This window comes from Pseudomonas koreensis (assembly GCF_025447595.1).
Taxonomy (GTDB): domain Bacteria; phylum Pseudomonadota; class Gammaproteobacteria; order Pseudomonadales; family Pseudomonadaceae; genus Aquipseudomonas; species Aquipseudomonas koreensis_H.
On sequence record NZ_JAOEJU010000016.1, the window covers coordinates 91,920 to 106,696 of the forward strand.

General features: G+C 60.1%; 17 protein-coding genes. 16 read left to right on the forward strand and 1 reads right to left on the reverse strand.

The window, feature by feature from the left end:
- Nucleotides 1–2,583, reverse strand: a complete 2,583-nt coding sequence (gene mutS / locus N8H71_RS19185) for a DNA mismatch repair protein MutS (protein ID WP_262195185.1) — start codon at nucleotides 2,581–2,583, stop codon at nucleotides 1–3.
- A gap of 210 nt (nucleotides 2,584–2,793) precedes the next feature.
- Between mutS and N8H71_RS19190 the strand changes: the two genes are divergently transcribed.
- The 16 genes from N8H71_RS19190 (at nucleotide 2,794) to N8H71_RS19265 (ending at nucleotide 14,676) form a co-directional block, all read left to right on the forward strand.
- Nucleotides 2,794–3,528 (forward strand): LexA family transcriptional regulator, encoded by a 735-nt coding sequence (locus tag N8H71_RS19190; RefSeq protein WP_262195186.1) that lies wholly within the window; start codon nucleotides 2,794–2,796, stop codon nucleotides 3,526–3,528.
- A gap of 512 nt (nucleotides 3,529–4,040) precedes the next feature.
- Nucleotides 4,041–4,457: a tail fiber assembly protein gene (locus N8H71_RS19195; RefSeq protein ID WP_085748125.1), complete on the forward strand. Its 417-nt coding sequence runs from the start codon at nucleotides 4,041–4,043 to the stop codon at nucleotides 4,455–4,457.
- A gap of 148 nt (nucleotides 4,458–4,605) precedes the next feature.
- Nucleotides 4,606–4,797: a Com family DNA-binding transcriptional regulator gene (locus tag N8H71_RS19200; RefSeq protein ID WP_262195187.1), complete on the forward strand. Its 192-nt coding sequence runs from the start codon at nucleotides 4,606–4,608 to the stop codon at nucleotides 4,795–4,797.
- Nucleotides 4,797–5,378, forward strand: a complete 582-nt coding sequence (locus tag N8H71_RS19205) for a DUF642 domain-containing protein (protein WP_262195188.1) — start codon at nucleotides 4,797–4,799, stop codon at nucleotides 5,376–5,378. The genes N8H71_RS19200 and N8H71_RS19205 overlap by 1 nt, the downstream gene beginning before the upstream one ends.
- A 92-nt stretch (nucleotides 5,379–5,470) precedes the next feature.
- The gene (locus tag N8H71_RS19210; RefSeq protein ID WP_085683344.1) at nucleotides 5,471–5,809 is read left to right on the forward strand and encodes a phage holin family protein; all 339 of its coding nucleotides are present in this window, start codon (nucleotides 5,471–5,473) and stop codon (nucleotides 5,807–5,809) included.
- Between the two features lie 73 nt (nucleotides 5,810–5,882).
- Nucleotides 5,883–6,404: a hypothetical protein gene (locus N8H71_RS19215; RefSeq protein ID WP_262195190.1), complete on the forward strand. Its 522-nt coding sequence runs from the start codon at nucleotides 5,883–5,885 to the stop codon at nucleotides 6,402–6,404.
- 3 nt (nucleotides 6,405–6,407) lie between these two features.
- Complete coding sequence (locus N8H71_RS19220) at nucleotides 6,408–7,016, forward strand: phage baseplate assembly protein V (protein ID WP_262195192.1); 609 nt, start codon at nucleotides 6,408–6,410, stop codon at nucleotides 7,014–7,016.
- 14 nt (nucleotides 7,017–7,030) lie between these two features.
- Complete coding sequence (locus tag N8H71_RS19225; protein WP_262195194.1) at nucleotides 7,031–7,363, forward strand: phage baseplate protein; 333 nt, start codon at nucleotides 7,031–7,033, stop codon at nucleotides 7,361–7,363.
- Complete coding sequence (locus N8H71_RS19230; RefSeq protein ID WP_262195195.1) at nucleotides 7,360–8,355, forward strand: baseplate J/gp47 family protein; 996 nt, start codon at nucleotides 7,360–7,362, stop codon at nucleotides 8,353–8,355. The genes N8H71_RS19225 and N8H71_RS19230 overlap by 4 nt, the downstream gene beginning before the upstream one ends.
- Entirely contained in the window at nucleotides 8,352–8,987 is a 636-nt protein-coding gene (locus N8H71_RS19235) for a phage tail protein I (RefSeq protein WP_262195197.1), read from the forward strand. The genes N8H71_RS19230 and N8H71_RS19235 overlap by 4 nt, the downstream gene beginning before the upstream one ends.
- Nucleotides 8,988–11,426 (forward strand): phage tail protein, encoded by a 2,439-nt coding sequence (locus tag N8H71_RS19240; protein WP_262195198.1) that lies wholly within the window; start codon nucleotides 8,988–8,990, stop codon nucleotides 11,424–11,426.
- A gap of 9 nt (nucleotides 11,427–11,435) precedes the next feature.
- Nucleotides 11,436–11,981: a DUF4376 domain-containing protein gene (locus N8H71_RS19245; protein WP_262195199.1), complete on the forward strand. Its 546-nt coding sequence runs from the start codon at nucleotides 11,436–11,438 to the stop codon at nucleotides 11,979–11,981.
- A 101-nt stretch (nucleotides 11,982–12,082) separates the two neighbouring features.
- Nucleotides 12,083–12,268, forward strand: coding sequence for a hypothetical protein (locus N8H71_RS19250; RefSeq protein ID WP_039771239.1), 186 nt, complete (start codon nucleotides 12,083–12,085; stop codon nucleotides 12,266–12,268).
- 2 nt (nucleotides 12,269–12,270) lie between these two features.
- Nucleotides 12,271–13,437, forward strand: a complete 1,167-nt coding sequence (locus N8H71_RS19255; RefSeq protein WP_262195201.1) for a phage tail protein — start codon at nucleotides 12,271–12,273, stop codon at nucleotides 13,435–13,437.
- Nucleotides 13,437–13,943: a phage major tail tube protein gene (locus tag N8H71_RS19260; protein ID WP_007954868.1), complete on the forward strand. Its 507-nt coding sequence runs from the start codon at nucleotides 13,437–13,439 to the stop codon at nucleotides 13,941–13,943. The genes N8H71_RS19255 and N8H71_RS19260 overlap by 1 nt, the downstream gene beginning before the upstream one ends.
- A 151-nt stretch (nucleotides 13,944–14,094) precedes the next feature.
- Nucleotides 14,095–14,676: a phage tail assembly protein gene (locus N8H71_RS19265; RefSeq protein WP_262195202.1), complete on the forward strand. Its 582-nt coding sequence runs from the start codon at nucleotides 14,095–14,097 to the stop codon at nucleotides 14,674–14,676.
- Nucleotides 14,677–14,777: the final 101 nt, after the last annotated feature.

Below are 14,777 nucleotides of genomic sequence, written 5' to 3' on the forward strand. Positions count from 1 at the left end.
TTATATCCGGTTCTTTAGTGCATAGAGCATTTCGAGTGCACGACGCGGTGTCACGTCATCCAGATCCAGCTTGGCCAATTCATCCAGCACCGGATGCGGGAGGCTGGCAAACATATCGCTCTGCTGCGGTGTCGCCGGTTTGCCCTTGATGGCCGGTTTCGGCGCCTCATGCGGCAGCGCGGTATCTTCCAGGCGGCTCAAGTGCTCACGAGCACGCACGATCACTTCGCTCGGCACACCGGCCAGTTGCGCGACTGCAAGGCCATAACTCTGGCTCGCCGGCCCCGGCAGCACATGGTGAAGGAACACGATGCGTTCATTGTGCTCGGTAGCGTTGAGATGCACGTTGGCAACCAAAGGCTCGGCTTCCGGCAACACCGTCAGTTCGAAATAGTGCGTCGCAAACAGAGTATAGGCACGCAGGTGCGCCAGACGCTCAGCTGCTGCCCATGCCAGGGACAGACCGTCGAAGGTGCTGGTGCCGCGACCGACTTCGTCCATCAGCACCAGGCTGCGCTCGGTGGCGTTGTGCAGGATGTTGGCGGTCTCGCTCATTTCCACCATGAAGGTCGAGCGCCCGCCGGCGAGATCGTCGCTGGAACCGATCCGGGTGAAGATCCGGTCCACCAGCGACAGTTCGCAACTGGCCGCCGGCACGAAGCTGCCGATGTGTGCCAGCAGCACGATCAGTGCAGTCTGGCGCATATAGGTGGATTTACCGCCCATGTTCGGGCCGGTGATCACCAGCATGCGAGTGTTGTCGTCCAGGCTCAGGTCGTTGGCCACGAACGGCGTGGTCAGCACTTGCTCGACCACCGGGTGACGACCCTGGGAAATACGCATGCACGGTTCGCTGACGAACGTCGGGCAATTCAGGTCGAGATTCAGCGCACGCTCGGCGAGGTTGCTCAGCACGTCCAGCTCGGCCAGCGCGCCAGCGGTGTCCTGCAACGGCGGCAACTGGCTGATCAGATCTTCCAGCAGCGCCTCGTAGAGCATCTTCTCGCGAGCGAGGGCGCGGCTTTTGGCCGACAGCGCCTTGTCTTCGAACTCTTTGAGTTCTGGCGTGATGAAGCGCTCCGCACCTTTGAGGGTCTGACGGCGGATGTAGTCTGCCGGCGCCGATTCAGCCTGCTTGCTCGGCAACTCGATGAAGTAGCCGTGGATGCGGTTGTAGCCGACTTTCAGGTTGGCGAGGCCGGTACGGGCCTTTTCCCGGGCTTCCAGGTCGATCAGGAACTGGCCGGCGTTTTCGCTCAGCGATTGCAGCTCGTCGAGTTCGCTGTCGTAACCGGTTTTCAGCACGCCGCCGTCACGGATGACCGCCGGCGGGTTGTCGATGATGGCCTTTTCCAGTAACGCCGCCAGTTCCGGGTAGGTGCTGGTGGTGGTCGCCAGGCGTTGCAGGTGCGGCGCTTCCAGATCGGTCATCGCCGCTTGCAGTTCAGGCAGGGCACCGAGTGCATCGCGCAGGCGAGCGAGGTCGCGAGGGCGGGCATTGCGCAGGCCGATCCGCGCCAGAATCCGCTCGATGTCGCCGATTTCCTTGAGCTGCGGTTGCAGGTTTTCAAAGCGGTAGCGGTCGAGCAGGCAAGTGATTGAGGTCTGGCGAGCCAGCAGCACGGTCAGGTCGCGTAGCGGGCGGTTGAGCCAACGGGTCAGCAAGCGGCTGCCCATGGCGGTCTGGCAACGGTCGACTACTGATTGCAGGGTGTTGTCACGGCCACCGGCCAGGTTGGTGTCGAGTTCGAGGTTGCGCCGGCTTGCGCCGTCCAGCACCACAGTGTCGTCCAGGCGTTCATGACGCAGGCTGCGCAAGTGGGGCAGGGCGGTGCGCTGGGTTTCCTTGGCATATGCCAGCAGGCAACCGGCGGCGCCAATCGCCAGGGTCAGGGTTTCGCAACCGAAGCCTTTCAGATCCTGGGTGGAAAATTGCTGGCAGAGACTTTTCAGCGCCGAATCACGTTCGAAATCCCACGGCGCACGACGACGTACCCCGCGGCGTTTTTCCGCCGGCAGATCTTTTGGCCAGTCATCCGGGATCAGCAACTCGACCGGATTGACCCGCTCCAGCTCCGCCAGCAGGTTTTCCCAGCCTTTGATCTCCAGCACGGTGAAGTTGCCGCTGGTGATGTCCAGTACGGCGAGGCCGAACAGGCGCTCGTCGCCCAGCACCGCCGCGATCAGGTTGTCGCGACGCTCATCCAGCAACGCCTCGTCGCTGACCGTACCCGGGGTGATGATCCGCACCACCTGACGTTCCACCGGGCCTTTACTGGTAGCCGGGTCGCCAACCTGTTCGCAGATCACCACCGACTCGCCGAGCTTGACCAGTTTCGCCAGGTAGCCTTCCGCTGCGTGATACGGAATCCCGCACATCGGAATCGCCTGACCCGCCGACTGACCGCGCGCGGTCAGGGTGATGTCCAGCAACTTGGCCGCCTTCTTCGCGTCTTCGTAGAAGATCTCGTAGAAGTCGCCCATGCGGTAGAACATCAGCTGGTCCGGGTGCTGATTCTTCAGGCGCCAGTACTGCTGCATCATCGGAGTGTGGGAGGACAGGTCGGAGACGGCTTTATTCATCGGATTGTCAGGCAACTCGTTCAAAGGTGTGGGGTAAAAGTGCGGCCGTGGCCGGGCTTTTCCGCGATGGGCGCAAGGTTACCATGGGCGCTCTGTCGGACGCAGGCATCGCGGCCGGGTGACATGCATCGGGTATAAAAAGGTCGACTATGCACGATTTATGCAAATCAGCATTTGTCTTCCCGAAAAACTTCAAGCACTATGCGCGTTATGCAAAAACGCAACGTATCTACCGTCTTAAGAGCACTGCTCGACCAGCACGGGATCTCCCCCACGGAGCTCCACCGTCGCACCGGCGTGCCTCAATCCACGCTCTCGCGGATTCTCAGCGGGAAGATCGTCGATCCTTCGGATAAACACATCTCGAAGATCGCCGAGTACTTTGCCGTGAGCACCGATCAGTTGCGCGGGCGCGCGGATGTTGCGCCCGCCGGCACCGGCGGACGCGACGAGTTGCATTCCGAACTCAAGGACATAAGCCTGTGGGACGATGACACGCCCGTCGATGACGACGAGGTGTCGGTGCCCTTTCTTCGCGAGGTTGAATTGGCTGCTGGATCAGGAAGATTCGTCATCGAAGAGAGCGAGCGCTCCAGCCTGCGCTTCGGCAAGCGCAGCCTGCGCCATAACGGTGTGCAGTTCGACCAGGCCAAATGCGTGACCGTGCGGGGCAACAGCATGTTGCCGGTGCTGCGCGACGGTGCCACGGTCGGCGTCAACGCGGGCAAATGCGGTATTGGCGACATCATTGATGGCGACCTTTATGCGATCAATCACAACGGTCAATTGCGGGTGAAGCAGCTCTATCGCCTGCCTACCGGTATCCGTCTGCGCAGCTTCAATCGCGATGAGCACCCGGACGAGGACTACAGCTTCCAGGACATGCAGGAAGAGCAGATCGTTATCCTCGGTCACGTTTTCTGGTGGGGCATGTACGCCCGGTAAACTGATTCCATTCTGACGAAACCCGCCTCGGCGGGTTTTTTTTCGCCCGTAGAAAATCAGGCAACCCTTGATTGGCGGGGCTTTCATGCATCCGCGCATTTCTTGTGCATAAATAAATGCATTTACGCATTGACTGTATATGCATCCATGCATATTCTTGCCACCAAGCCGCTCGACAAAGCGGCTGGCAACAACAGCTCTTTAGTTCCACAAGAACAGGCAGCGATGAACCGGCCTCAACGGTTCAGAGGGTTGGCAACTGACCCGGGTGTGCAGCGTAAAGCACCAGAAGCAGTTATCCGGCGGGCAGGGACCGCGGTCGGAAAAACAATTTGAATGGACTCGTACCGCGCCAGTAGCGCCGAAAAGTCAGCTTCCTTCACGAACACAGGATTGAAGGAAGGCAAAGGAGTGCATTACTGAAAAGCCCGGCGGATTGCCGGGCTTTTTGGAATGCCTTCTGGGCAGAAACAGAAATGCCGGGGGGCCGGCAATCAAAAAGGATGATGACCATGAAGAAGTACGTGCGTGTTGTGGATGGCAAAGTCGACAACATCTTCGAAACCAACAACCCGATCACCGACGATTTTCCGGCGAGTCAAGTCTGGGTGGATGTCACCGCATTGCCAAAGATCGACTACTCCTGGAACGCGGTGAATACCGATGGCGTCTGGACCTTTACCGACAGCGATATGTGGGGTCAGCCATCGCAGTTGTCCATGCAGCTGCGCGCCGAACGCTCCCGCCGATTTGATCGAGTCAACGCCACTCTGCTGGCTACCGCCCTGGAGCAGAAGGTTGAGCTGGGTCTGGCGACGCCTGCCGATATCGCGGGGTTGCAGGCTTACAAGCAGTTTTTCGTTGATATGAGCAACGTCAACAAACAGCCAGGTTACCCGCTGGCAATCACCTGGCCTGAAGTTCCATAAATCACCGTTTCATGACTCTGCATAAGGACCGCATGACTGAATGATCCGGCGTATAGCCGGGCTTTCTGGAATGCCTGCCTGATGCAGACGCTTCAACAAGGTTTCGCGCCATGAGCAAGGCTCCGCAGGGAATCGAAAGGATTTGTCGATGTTGAAAGAATGCCGCTGCGGCCATTGCAAACGACTGCTCGCCCGGGTGGGCGAGTACACAGAACTCCAGATCAAATGTTCCCGCTGCGGAACGTTGAATCATGTGAAGGCCGCGAGCCCCGAGCGATCGCCTGTGAGCGACCTGAGCACGATCACGTGCACAAAACTATCCGACTCTATAGGTAAATAATGAAATCGATCAAAACTCATCTGGGTTCGATGCTGTTGTCCCTGACACTGCTGGCTGCCAGCGGTTCTGCATTCGCGGCCGAACTGGTCGTCAATGGAAGCTTTGAAACCCCTGGTTGCGGCAATGACTGCGTTCTGAATACACCCGCTCAGGCTGACTTCATCAATGGCTGGACAACGTTCCTGTCCGGTGTCGAATACATGAACGTCCGCGCGGCTATCGGCAGTTCGGTTGCTGCCGATGGTGCAATGGCCGTTGATCTTGCCAACTATGTTTATGAAAACGGCGGTGGGATTCAGCAAAACATTAATACCGTCGTGGGCGCGAAGTATCGCCTGACGTTTAGCGCCGGTAACTCGAAGTATGTGAATCGCAGCGGCAATGGTGTCATCAACGTCAAGGTAGCCGGACAAACCACAAGCTTCGACACTCCTGTGGCGACAGGTGATGCAACGGTCTGGGAAACCAGAACCCTGGACTTCACCGCCACGACTTCTCAAACGACCCTGAGCTTCTCGAACGAGCAGAATCCCAACGCTCATTTCGCGTTCATTGACAAGGTCAGCGTAGTGCCTCTTTAAGGCATAACCCGCGGGCATTCCTCGAGTGCCCGCTTTCAGAGACATCGTTTGAAACCCAAATACATCACTCATCAATCTCCAGGAGGCGTGACATGACAAACGAGCAACAAGCGTTGGCGGACATGCCGATCTGGCTGGTCATCCTCCTTGCCGTCGTTGGCGGGGTGTCCGGCGAAATGTGGCGCGCCGACAAGGAAGGTGCTCGCGGCTGGCCGCTGATTCGCCGGCTGGCCCTGCGCTCCGGCGCCTGCATGATCTGCGGCGTGTCGGCGATCATGCTGTTGTACGCCGCCGGCATGTCGATCTGGGCTGCCGGGGCATTTGGTTGCCTCACCGCAATGGCCGGCGCCGACGTCGCCATCGGCCTTTACGAGCGCTGGGCTGCCAAGCGCATTGGCGTCTGCGAAGTTCCTCCGCGCGACCCGCAATAACCCGCTCACTTTCCTGTCTCGCTGCACGCCGTGCGGCGGGACTTCGCGTGGACATCTGAAAAGGAGGTCAAGCATGCCCGCACCCATCCAGCAGCCTTCGCAGCTGTTCACGGCAATGGCCACAGCCTTGCGCAACAACGCCGATCTGAACGTGCAGGTTGGCAATCACGATGACTTCACGGCCCCCGGCGACAAGGCCTGGGTGCTGATCGACATCGAACGAAACGCGCCAGGCGAGCGCGCCTCCAATGGGCGCATTACCCATGTGCTGACGCTGTCGTTGCAGGTCATTCCGACGATTTCCTCCACGGCGTTTGCCGCGTGCGATCTCATTGCCGCGCTGAAAAATCTGGTCACCGACAACCGATGGGGCTTGTCCGGCGATCAATGCGATCTGCCGATGAACATTGATGGAATGCCGTCATTGCTCATCCGCGCCGATCAGCCGAACAAAGCCTGGACCCTGTCGTTCAACCAGACCCTCTATCTGGGTCCGACCCTGCTGGACGACCCGCTCGGTACGCCGAAATTCGCCCGCACCTGGGAAGTCAGCGACATCGACGATCCCGACCAATACACCTCTCTGGAGGCCTGACCGATGTTCGACGCGTTATTGCGAATGCAGCTGGGCCCGATCATCGAGCGCCTGGCCGAGATGGAAGCGGAAATCGAAGACCTGCACCGGCGCGCCGAGAGTTATTGCCGCATCGGCATCTGTCAGGAAGTCGATGCCGCCAGTAACACCTGCAGGGTCAGCCATGGTGGCTTGCTCACCCCGGCCATCAAATTCTTCAACCCCAGCGCCGGAGCGCAGAGCGAATCGCGGATCCCGACGGTGGGCGAACAGTGTCTGCTGTTCAACTACGGCAGCGGCGAAAGCGGCGCGCAGAGCGTGGCGCTGTTCGGCCTGAACAGCGACCGCTTTCCGCCGACCTCGACGGTGCCGACGTTGACTCGTCGCGTCCATCAGGATGGCAGCGAAAGCGGCTACGACGACGCCTCTCACACGCTGCATTGGCAAAACGGCCCGGCGGCCTTCAACGGCTCCCGCGAATCGCTTGAGCTGAGCATCGGTTCGGCACGGCTGGCGATGACCGCGCAAGCGATCAACCTGCAACTGGGTGCGGTCGGCCTGACGATCGACGTCTCGGGCGTGCACTTCAGCGGCCCGTTGGTGGAACACCAGGGTCGCGTCATCAGCCCCTGAATCAAGAGCTTCCCATGATTGGAATCGATAGAGACAGCGGGGCCACGGTCGACGACTGGCTGCAATTCGTGCAGCGCGCGACCCGGGCCCTGACCACGCCGCTGGGCACCCGGCAAAAACGGCCCTTGTACGGTTCGCTGATCCCCTCGTTGCTGGGGCAGAACCTGGGCGACGACGTTCTGCTTCTGGCTCAAAGCCACGCCGCGCAAGCGTTCTACAACGCGCAGAACGGTATCGGCGATTTCCAGCCGCAAGTGATCGTCGCCAGTCGTCAGGGCGCGGGTTTGTTGCTGCATTTTGCCGGCACCTGGAAAAACCGCCAACAGACTTTCGAGGTCGTGACATGAGCATGTTGATCCCCGGCCAGAACCAATTGGCCGAACCCTCCTTGATCAAGGTCGATGCCTTCGAGGATCTGCTCGCCGAGTTCAAGACTTTCGTTATTGAATACGTCGGCGCACGCTCGCCGCAGAGCGCGGAAAAACTCAAGACCAGCCTGGACAACGAAAGCGAACTGCTGACCCTGGCTCTGGAGGCTTTCTGCGTTCGCCTGCAAACCCACGAGCGCAAATACAACGCCCGGATCAAGCAGATGCTGGCGTGGTGGGCCACCGGCAGCAACCTCGATGCGCGGCTGGCGGACATGGGCCTGGAACGGCAGTTGCTCGACCCGGGCGACCCGTCGGCATTCCCGCCGGTGCCGGCGATTTACGAAAGCGACGATGACGCCCGCTTGCGCTACTACCTGGCGCCCCATGCGCCGGCGGCGGGTTCGCGGATGCAGTATCGCCGCGAAGTATTCACCCTGGGCGAGCGGCCGGCGGTGAAAGTCGAATCCACCGATGCAGGTGTTGTGAACGTCACCTACACCTTCGACCCGGACGGCCTCGCCGCGCAGGTCAAGGATGGTAACGGCCGTCGCACCGCGCCTGGCGAAGTGCAAGTCACCGTGCTCTCCCGCGATGCCGACGGCACGCCGTCCGCCGCGCTGCTCGACGGCGTACGCCAACACTTCGCCCGGCCCGATGTCTGCCCGGAAACCGACAAGGTCACGGTCAAAGGTGCCGAGATTCAGCGCTACACAATCCGCGTCGTGGCAAAGATCAATTCCGGCCCGGATTCGGGCCTGACCAAAGTCGCCGCGCAGCAACATTTGCAGGCCTACGCCGACAGCTGCCATCGCCTGGAAGGCCGGGTAGATCCGAGCTGGATCGACTACACGCTGCACAGCGCCGGCGCCGTGCAGTTGCAGATTCTTGAACCGCTGACGCCCATCGTGTGTACCGCGTTTCAAGCGCCGTACTGCACGGCGGTTGAAGTCGAGGTGCAGACGTTATGACCGATCAGACACCGCGTCCGACTCTGCTGCCGGCCAACAGCTCTGCGCTGGAACGGGCACTCGACATCGGCTTCGGCACCTTGCTTGACCGCGTCGCGCCGCCGTTTCCCGAACTGATGAACCCTGCCTCGACACCCGTCGCGTTCCTGCCGTATCTCGCGGCGGATCGCGGGGTCGCCGAATGGAGCACCGACGCACCGGAAGCGGAAAAACGCCTGACCGTCGAACTGGCCTGGCCCACTGCGCGTCAGGCCGGCACCCGCAAGGCGCTGGAGAACGCCGCCAAGGGTTTGCAACTCAGGCCGGAAATCCGCGCCTGGTACGAACAGACACCGCCCGGCGAGCCTTACAGCTTTTCCGTGCGGGCCTTCAGCGAACAACCCTACAGCGAAGAGATCGACGCCCGTCTCGACCGACGCCTGGCTGATGCCAAGAGTGAGCGGGACGTGCTGTCGGTGTCGGTCGGCCTCAGCGCCTTCGGCAATCACGTCATCGGCGCCGCGACCTTCTGCGGTGAGCTGACCACGGTTTATCCGGTGTTCCTCGAAGGGCTCGAGACATCCGGCGAGGCCTTCATGGCGGCGGCGCTGTACACCGTCGAAACATCCACTATTTATCCTCAGGGGGCCTGAATGGCTGACTTTTACACCCTGCTCACCAACGCAGGGATTGCCTACGAAACCGCCTGCAAGGCAGCGGGCGTACCGATCAAGTTGACGCAGATTTCAGTCGGCGATGGCGGCGGCGCGGTCTACAACCCGGCCGCGACGGCTACCGCGCTGAAACGCGAAGTCTGGCGCGGACCGCTTAACGCGCTGTTCCAGGACGAGAAGAATCCGAGCTGGCTGCTCGCCGAAGTCACCATTCCGCCGGACGTCGGCGGCTGGTACGTGCGTGAAGCCGGGCTGTGGACCGACACCGGCATTCTCTACGCCATCGTCAAATACCCGGAGTCGTTCAAGCCGGTACTGGCCTCGTCCGGCTCGGGCAAAGAGTTCTACATCCGCTCGATTTTCGAGACCAGCAATGCGTCGCTGGTGACGCTGCTGATCGATGACACGGTGGTCAAGGCCACTCGCGCCTGGGTCATGAGCTACCTCGCCGAAGAACTCGGCAAGCTTGATGGCAAACAGTCGGTGCGTGTCGCCGCCACCGCCAACGTGGTGCTGAACGGTGCACAGCAGATCGACGGCGTGGCGGTGATTGCCGGCGACCGCGTATTGCTGCCGAACCAGACCCTGGCCAAGGACAACGGCCTGTGGATCGTCGCCAACGGTGACTGGGTTCGGGCCAACGATGCCAACGTCAGTGCCAAGGTCACACCGGGCCTGACGGTGATGGTGGAAGAGGGTGCGCTCAACGGCGATTCGCTGTGGCACCTGACTACCAACGCGCCGATCACCCTCGGCACAACCGCGTTGACATTCAAGATGCTGGCAGGGCGCACGGGCATTACCGCCGGGACTTACAAGAGTCTGAGCGTCGACGAATACGGCCGCGCGACGGCCGGCTCGAATCCCGACACGCTGGCCGGTTTCGGTATCAAGGATTCGTACACCAAGGCTGAAGTCGAGGCGCTGATTGCCAAGGCCTCGGCATTGCCGGTGGGCTCGATTGTCGCGTTCCCGGTTGACTCGCCACCGCCGGGCTTTCTGGAGCTGGACAACAGCGTCAAAAGCAGCGCGACTTACCCGGACTTGAGCGCCTATCTGGGCGGCAAGTTCAACAAGGGGGATGAGGGTGTCGGGAATTTCCGGTTGCCTGAGGCGCGTGGGGAATTCTTGCGGGGTTGGGATCATGGGCGGGGTGTGGATGCTGGCCGAGCGATTGGATCATCTCAAAAGGGGACAGTGACAACCTTTGACAGCAACCCTAATCCGAACCTTACGGTCGAAGTTGTTCAGGCAACGGTGGCGGATGCTCAGGCAGATGTGTTCATACCCGCTGATTATCCAGGTGTGGCCAGATCGTACACTGTTGCAGGTGCTGTATCTTCGCCGGTATTGGTCGATGGCGGTGTTGTGAGGCCACGCAACGTCGCTGTCATGTGGTGCATCAAAGCCTGGAACGCTCCCGTCAATCAGGGAAACATCGACGTAGCGGCACTGGTCAAGGAAGTCTCCCGGCTCGGATCTGCCGTTCCGGTGGGTGCCGTCATGGCATTCCCGACGGGGATCGTACCGCCAGGGTTTCTTGAGCTGGATGGCAGTGTGCAGAGTGTTGCGACTTATCCGGATCTGGCGGCTTTTCTTGGCACTGCTTACAACAAGGGCAACGAAGGTGCGGGCAACTTCCGCTTGCCGGAGTCGCGTGGCGAGTTCTTGCGCGGTTGGGATCATGGGCGTGGCGTGGATGCCGGGCGAACTATGGGGAGTTGGCAAAAAGGCAGCTTGCAGTCCTTTGATCCATCCAACGATAGCTTGGCCGTTTCTGGTCTTTGGCATAACACGGCTTCCAATGCAGGCATCGCGCAGGCACACGGCCTCGATGCTCATTCGCAATCGGATTACCCGATCAGCAACTCGGTTTTTACCACTGGCGCAGGGCCTGTCAGCAATGGCGCGCTAGGTGTAACCCGCCCGCGCAACCTGGCAGTCATGTGGTGCATCAAAGCCTGGAACGCGCCGGTCAATCAGGGAAGCATTGATGTCGCAGCGCTGGCTCCTCTGGCCCAGCAAGCGACCGAAATCAAGCAAGGGACGGCCAAGGTTGCAACCCAGGAGTTGACCGACACCGGGGCCGACGACACGACAATCGTGACGCCGAAAAAACTTCGTTGGGGTTTTCAGATCCTCAAGGCCGTCAACGGCTATATCGTTTTCCCGTCCTGGCTGGGTGGCTTGATCATTCAGTGGGGCAGGGTCTCCGGAAATGGCGGTACGGACATCGCCACTGCCTTCCCGATTGCTTTTCCAAATGGCATGTACAGCCTGAACGCGACGTTGAATTACACGCCAGGGGCGGCAGTGAACGGGTATGTGGATGTCGGTGTGTCAAGTCTCACTTCGTTTTATGGAAAACACACCTTTCCCGGGGTCACGGTCTTTCATTGGGTCGCGGTGGGCAGTTAAGGAGAGATCATGAAATACGCACTGTTTGACGAGAATTCGAACTTGCAAACCTGCCTGATTGAAGGGGTTCACCCGATCCCCTCGTCAGCAGTCAAAGTCGATGACAAGTTGTTTGTCAGGTTGACTCAGGAAGCCGATGGTATCTGGCGTCGAGTAGGCGATGAAATTGTCAAAACGCCTTTCCCGCAAGTGACTCCTGACTATGCGCAACGGGTCGCCGATGAGCGCTATGAGCGGGAGAACGCGGTCGTTTCTGTGGAGGGTCTGACTGTTGCAACCTCCCGTGACAGCGCGGGGATGATCTATGGCGCAGGCATCTCGGCGATTCTCGATCCTGATTACCGCTGTAACTTCAAAACACTCGAGGGTTTCGTCGAGATAGGCGCGCAGCAGATTCTCGCGATTGCCAAAGCTGTCAGGGCGCACGTGCAGGCTTGTTTCGACCGCGAACTGGAGTTGCTCCAGGCAATCGAGGATGGCACGTACTCCGATGAAATGCTCAAGCAAGGCTGGCCCGATTCCATGCCTGTAACGCCAACCTCCGAGCCTCAATAAAACGCCCCGCATCCCGGGGCGTTTTCTTTCCCCCCAAAAACATTCAACACCCGCCAAGCCCCTCCCAACGAGGGGCTTTCCCGTTTATGGAGAAACGAAAAATGGCAACCCGCCAAACCTACACCGTGCTCGTTCCATTCCCCACCGGGGGTGGTCACTGGTCGAGCGTCGGCCAGGAACTCGATCTGCTCGATGTCGAGGCCAGTGCCCTGCACAGCGCCGGTCGACTGGAGCTGAAAACACCTACCACCAAGGCCGTGAAGGCCGCTGCCAAGAAGGCTGACTGACTATGGCTGAGGTTCTGAACTTCGAGCACAACGGCATTACCGTCAATGCCACCGAATCCCCCGAGGCCATGGGTGGCCTGGGCGACAACGTCATCGGTCTGGTCGGCACCGCGCCGAAGGCCGATCCGCTGATTCCGCGCAACGCACCGTTTCGCATCAACAGCTTCACCACCCACGCGCTGCTCGATCCGACCGGCTCGGAAGAGGGCACCCTGTACCACGCCGTTTACCAGATCCTCAAAGTGGTGAAGGTGCCGGTGTATGTGGTGATCGTCGAGGCGGGCGCGACCCCGGCCGACACCGTCAACGCAGTCATCGGCGGTGTTGAGCCAGCCACCGGTCGCAAGCTCGGTCTGGCGGCACTGGGCAGCGTCCCGGAAGACCTGACCATCATCGGCGCGCCGGGCTTCACCGGCACTAAAGCGGTGGCCAGCGAGTTCGCCTCGTTCGGCAAGCGCATCAAGGCCCGTGTGGTGCTGGACGGCAAGGACGCTTCGGTCGCTGACCAAGTGACTTACAGCCAGGAGCTGGGCGGTGCGGATCTGGGTTTCGACCGTTGCCTGGTGGTGCACAACATGCCGGCCGTGTACTCGAAAGCCGCGAAGAAAAACGTGTTCCTCGCGCCATCCAGCCTGGCGATCGCCGCGCTGGCCAAGGTCAAGCAGTGGGAAAGCCCGGGCAACCAGGTGACCTACGCCGAAGACGTGTCGCGGGTCGTTGAATACAACATCCTCGACACCTCCACCGAAGGCGATCTGCTGAACCGCTACGGCGTCAGCTACTACGCCCGCACCATCCTTGGCGGCTTCTCGCTGCTGGGCAACCGCTCGATCACCGGCAAGTTCATCAGCTACGTCGGTCTCGAAGACGCCATCAGCCGCAAGCTGGTGAAAGCCGGCCAGAAGGCCATGGCGAAGAACCTGACCAAGTCGTTCATGGATCAGGAAGTCAAACGCATCAACGACTGGCTGCAAACCCTGGTTGCCGACGAAACCATTCCCGGCGGCAGCGTGTATCTGCACCCGGAACTCAACAGCGTCGAGAAGTACAAGAACGGCACCTGGTACGTGGTCATCGACTACGGCCGCTACGCGCCGAACGAACACATGGTTTATCAACTCAACGCCCGCGATGAAATCATCGAGCAGTTCTTGGAGGACGTTCTCTAATGTTTACCAACCGCGTAAGACAGGCCATCGCGGCCACCCTGCAAGGCCTGCCGCTGTCGGCGACCGTGGAAGAGTTCACTCCGCCGAAAATCGAATTCGATGTGGAAGAGATGCGTGGCGGCCGTTTCATCGTCGAAGAAATGGCCAAGGGCGGCAAAGCGCTCAATGCCAAGTTGACCCTGCAAGGCATGGGCACCGAAGTCATGCTCGCATTGGGTGTGAAGTTGGGCGACGACATCCTGCTGAATGTGCGTGAAGGCGGTCAGGATCAGGATGGCAACACCTGGTTCACCTACCACACCGTCGGCGGCAAGCTGAAGTCCCTGGAGGAAACCGCGGTGAAGATGGGTGAAAAGCCCAAGACCAACCTGGAACTCTCCTGCCGCACTTACAACCGCCTGGAAAACGGCGTGCCGGTGATCGACATCGACGTGCGCACCCAGAAGTTCGTGCTCAACGGCGTCGACATCCTCGGTGATGCGCGTCGTGCGGTGCTGATGCCGTAAGCCTCGGCAAAGGCAATCACAAAACTCCTGTGGGAGCGAGCTTGCTCGCGAAAGCGATCTAATGTTCAACATTGATGTTGACGGACCCGACGCCTTCGCGAGCAAGCTCGCTCCCACAGAGGATCTAAACGAATCACCAAGGAATTCATACATGTCGTGGATGCCACCCAAGCATGACCTGTTGTCGCCGATCACCGGTGACGACGGCTCGCAGATCGAATCGATCCAGCTCAAGCCGCTGTTCTACGCCGCCCAGAAAGAAGCGCTGGAACGCGCAGGCGACGATGAAGACGACCAGTTCTTCGAACTGGCGCTGCTGGCCACCGGCTTGTCGGTCAAGGAACTCGACCAGCTCAAGCGCCCGGACTACGTGACCATCGCGCAGTACGTGCACGAGTTCTCGACCCGTCCGGCGTCGTACTTTCTCGACCAGGTCGAAGACGCGGAACAGTCCGACGATCCCGACCAGGTGCAACTGCTGTTGCCGCTCGCCGTCACCGGCCGCACTGTGACTTCGCTGAGCCTGGAAATGCCGGCGCTGCGTGCTACCAAAGTGATGAAGAAACTGAAAACGGCCAAGGAACGCGCCGAGTTCATCACCGCCCATTGCACCGGCCTGATGATCCCCGATCTGGCCCTGTTGAGCGTGCCGGACTGGACGCAATTGCAGGTGCGCATCGACGATTTTTTAAACCAGCCGGCGGCCTTCTTTCAGAACGCGACATCGAAGTAATCCTCGATATCGTGCCGCTCATTTACCCGGTAAGTGAGGCGGAAATTCTGGAGTGGGACGCCGAAAAGGCGTTGCGCCGCTACGACATAGCGATCACTCGC

What these genes read in the sequence shown, in the direction of transcription:
- mutS (WP_262195185.1), bottom strand. Translation starts at nt 2,583, where the DNA reads ATGAATAAAGCCGTCTCCGACCTGTCCTCCCACACTCCGATGATGCAG.
- N8H71_RS19190 (WP_262195186.1), top strand. Translation starts at nt 2,794, where the DNA reads ATGCAAAAACGCAACGTATCTACCGTCTTAAGAGCACTGCTCGACCAG.
- N8H71_RS19195 (WP_085748125.1), top strand. Translation starts at nt 4,041, where the DNA reads ATGAAGAAGTACGTGCGTGTTGTGGATGGCAAAGTCGACAACATCTTC.
- N8H71_RS19200 (WP_262195187.1), top strand. Translation starts at nt 4,606, where the DNA reads ATGTTGAAAGAATGCCGCTGCGGCCATTGCAAACGACTGCTCGCCCGG.
- N8H71_RS19205 (WP_262195188.1), top strand. Translation starts at nt 4,797, where the DNA reads ATGAAATCGATCAAAACTCATCTGGGTTCGATGCTGTTGTCCCTGACA.
- N8H71_RS19210 (WP_085683344.1), top strand. Translation starts at nt 5,471, where the DNA reads ATGACAAACGAGCAACAAGCGTTGGCGGACATGCCGATCTGGCTGGTC.
- N8H71_RS19215 (WP_262195190.1), top strand. Translation starts at nt 5,883, where the DNA reads ATGCCCGCACCCATCCAGCAGCCTTCGCAGCTGTTCACGGCAATGGCC.
- N8H71_RS19220 (WP_262195192.1), top strand. Translation starts at nt 6,408, where the DNA reads ATGTTCGACGCGTTATTGCGAATGCAGCTGGGCCCGATCATCGAGCGC.
- N8H71_RS19225 (WP_262195194.1), top strand. Translation starts at nt 7,031, where the DNA reads ATGATTGGAATCGATAGAGACAGCGGGGCCACGGTCGACGACTGGCTG.
- N8H71_RS19230 (WP_262195195.1), top strand. Translation starts at nt 7,360, where the DNA reads ATGAGCATGTTGATCCCCGGCCAGAACCAATTGGCCGAACCCTCCTTG.
- N8H71_RS19235 (WP_262195197.1), top strand. Translation starts at nt 8,352, where the DNA reads ATGACCGATCAGACACCGCGTCCGACTCTGCTGCCGGCCAACAGCTCT.
- N8H71_RS19240 (WP_262195198.1), top strand. Translation starts at nt 8,988, where the DNA reads ATGGCTGACTTTTACACCCTGCTCACCAACGCAGGGATTGCCTACGAA.
- N8H71_RS19245 (WP_262195199.1), top strand. Translation starts at nt 11,436, where the DNA reads ATGAAATACGCACTGTTTGACGAGAATTCGAACTTGCAAACCTGCCTG.
- N8H71_RS19250 (WP_039771239.1), top strand. Translation starts at nt 12,083, where the DNA reads ATGGCAACCCGCCAAACCTACACCGTGCTCGTTCCATTCCCCACCGGG.
- N8H71_RS19255 (WP_262195201.1), top strand. Translation starts at nt 12,271, where the DNA reads ATGGCTGAGGTTCTGAACTTCGAGCACAACGGCATTACCGTCAATGCC.
- N8H71_RS19260 (WP_007954868.1), top strand. Translation starts at nt 13,437, where the DNA reads ATGTTTACCAACCGCGTAAGACAGGCCATCGCGGCCACCCTGCAAGGC.
- N8H71_RS19265 (WP_262195202.1), top strand. Translation starts at nt 14,095, where the DNA reads ATGTCGTGGATGCCACCCAAGCATGACCTGTTGTCGCCGATCACCGGT.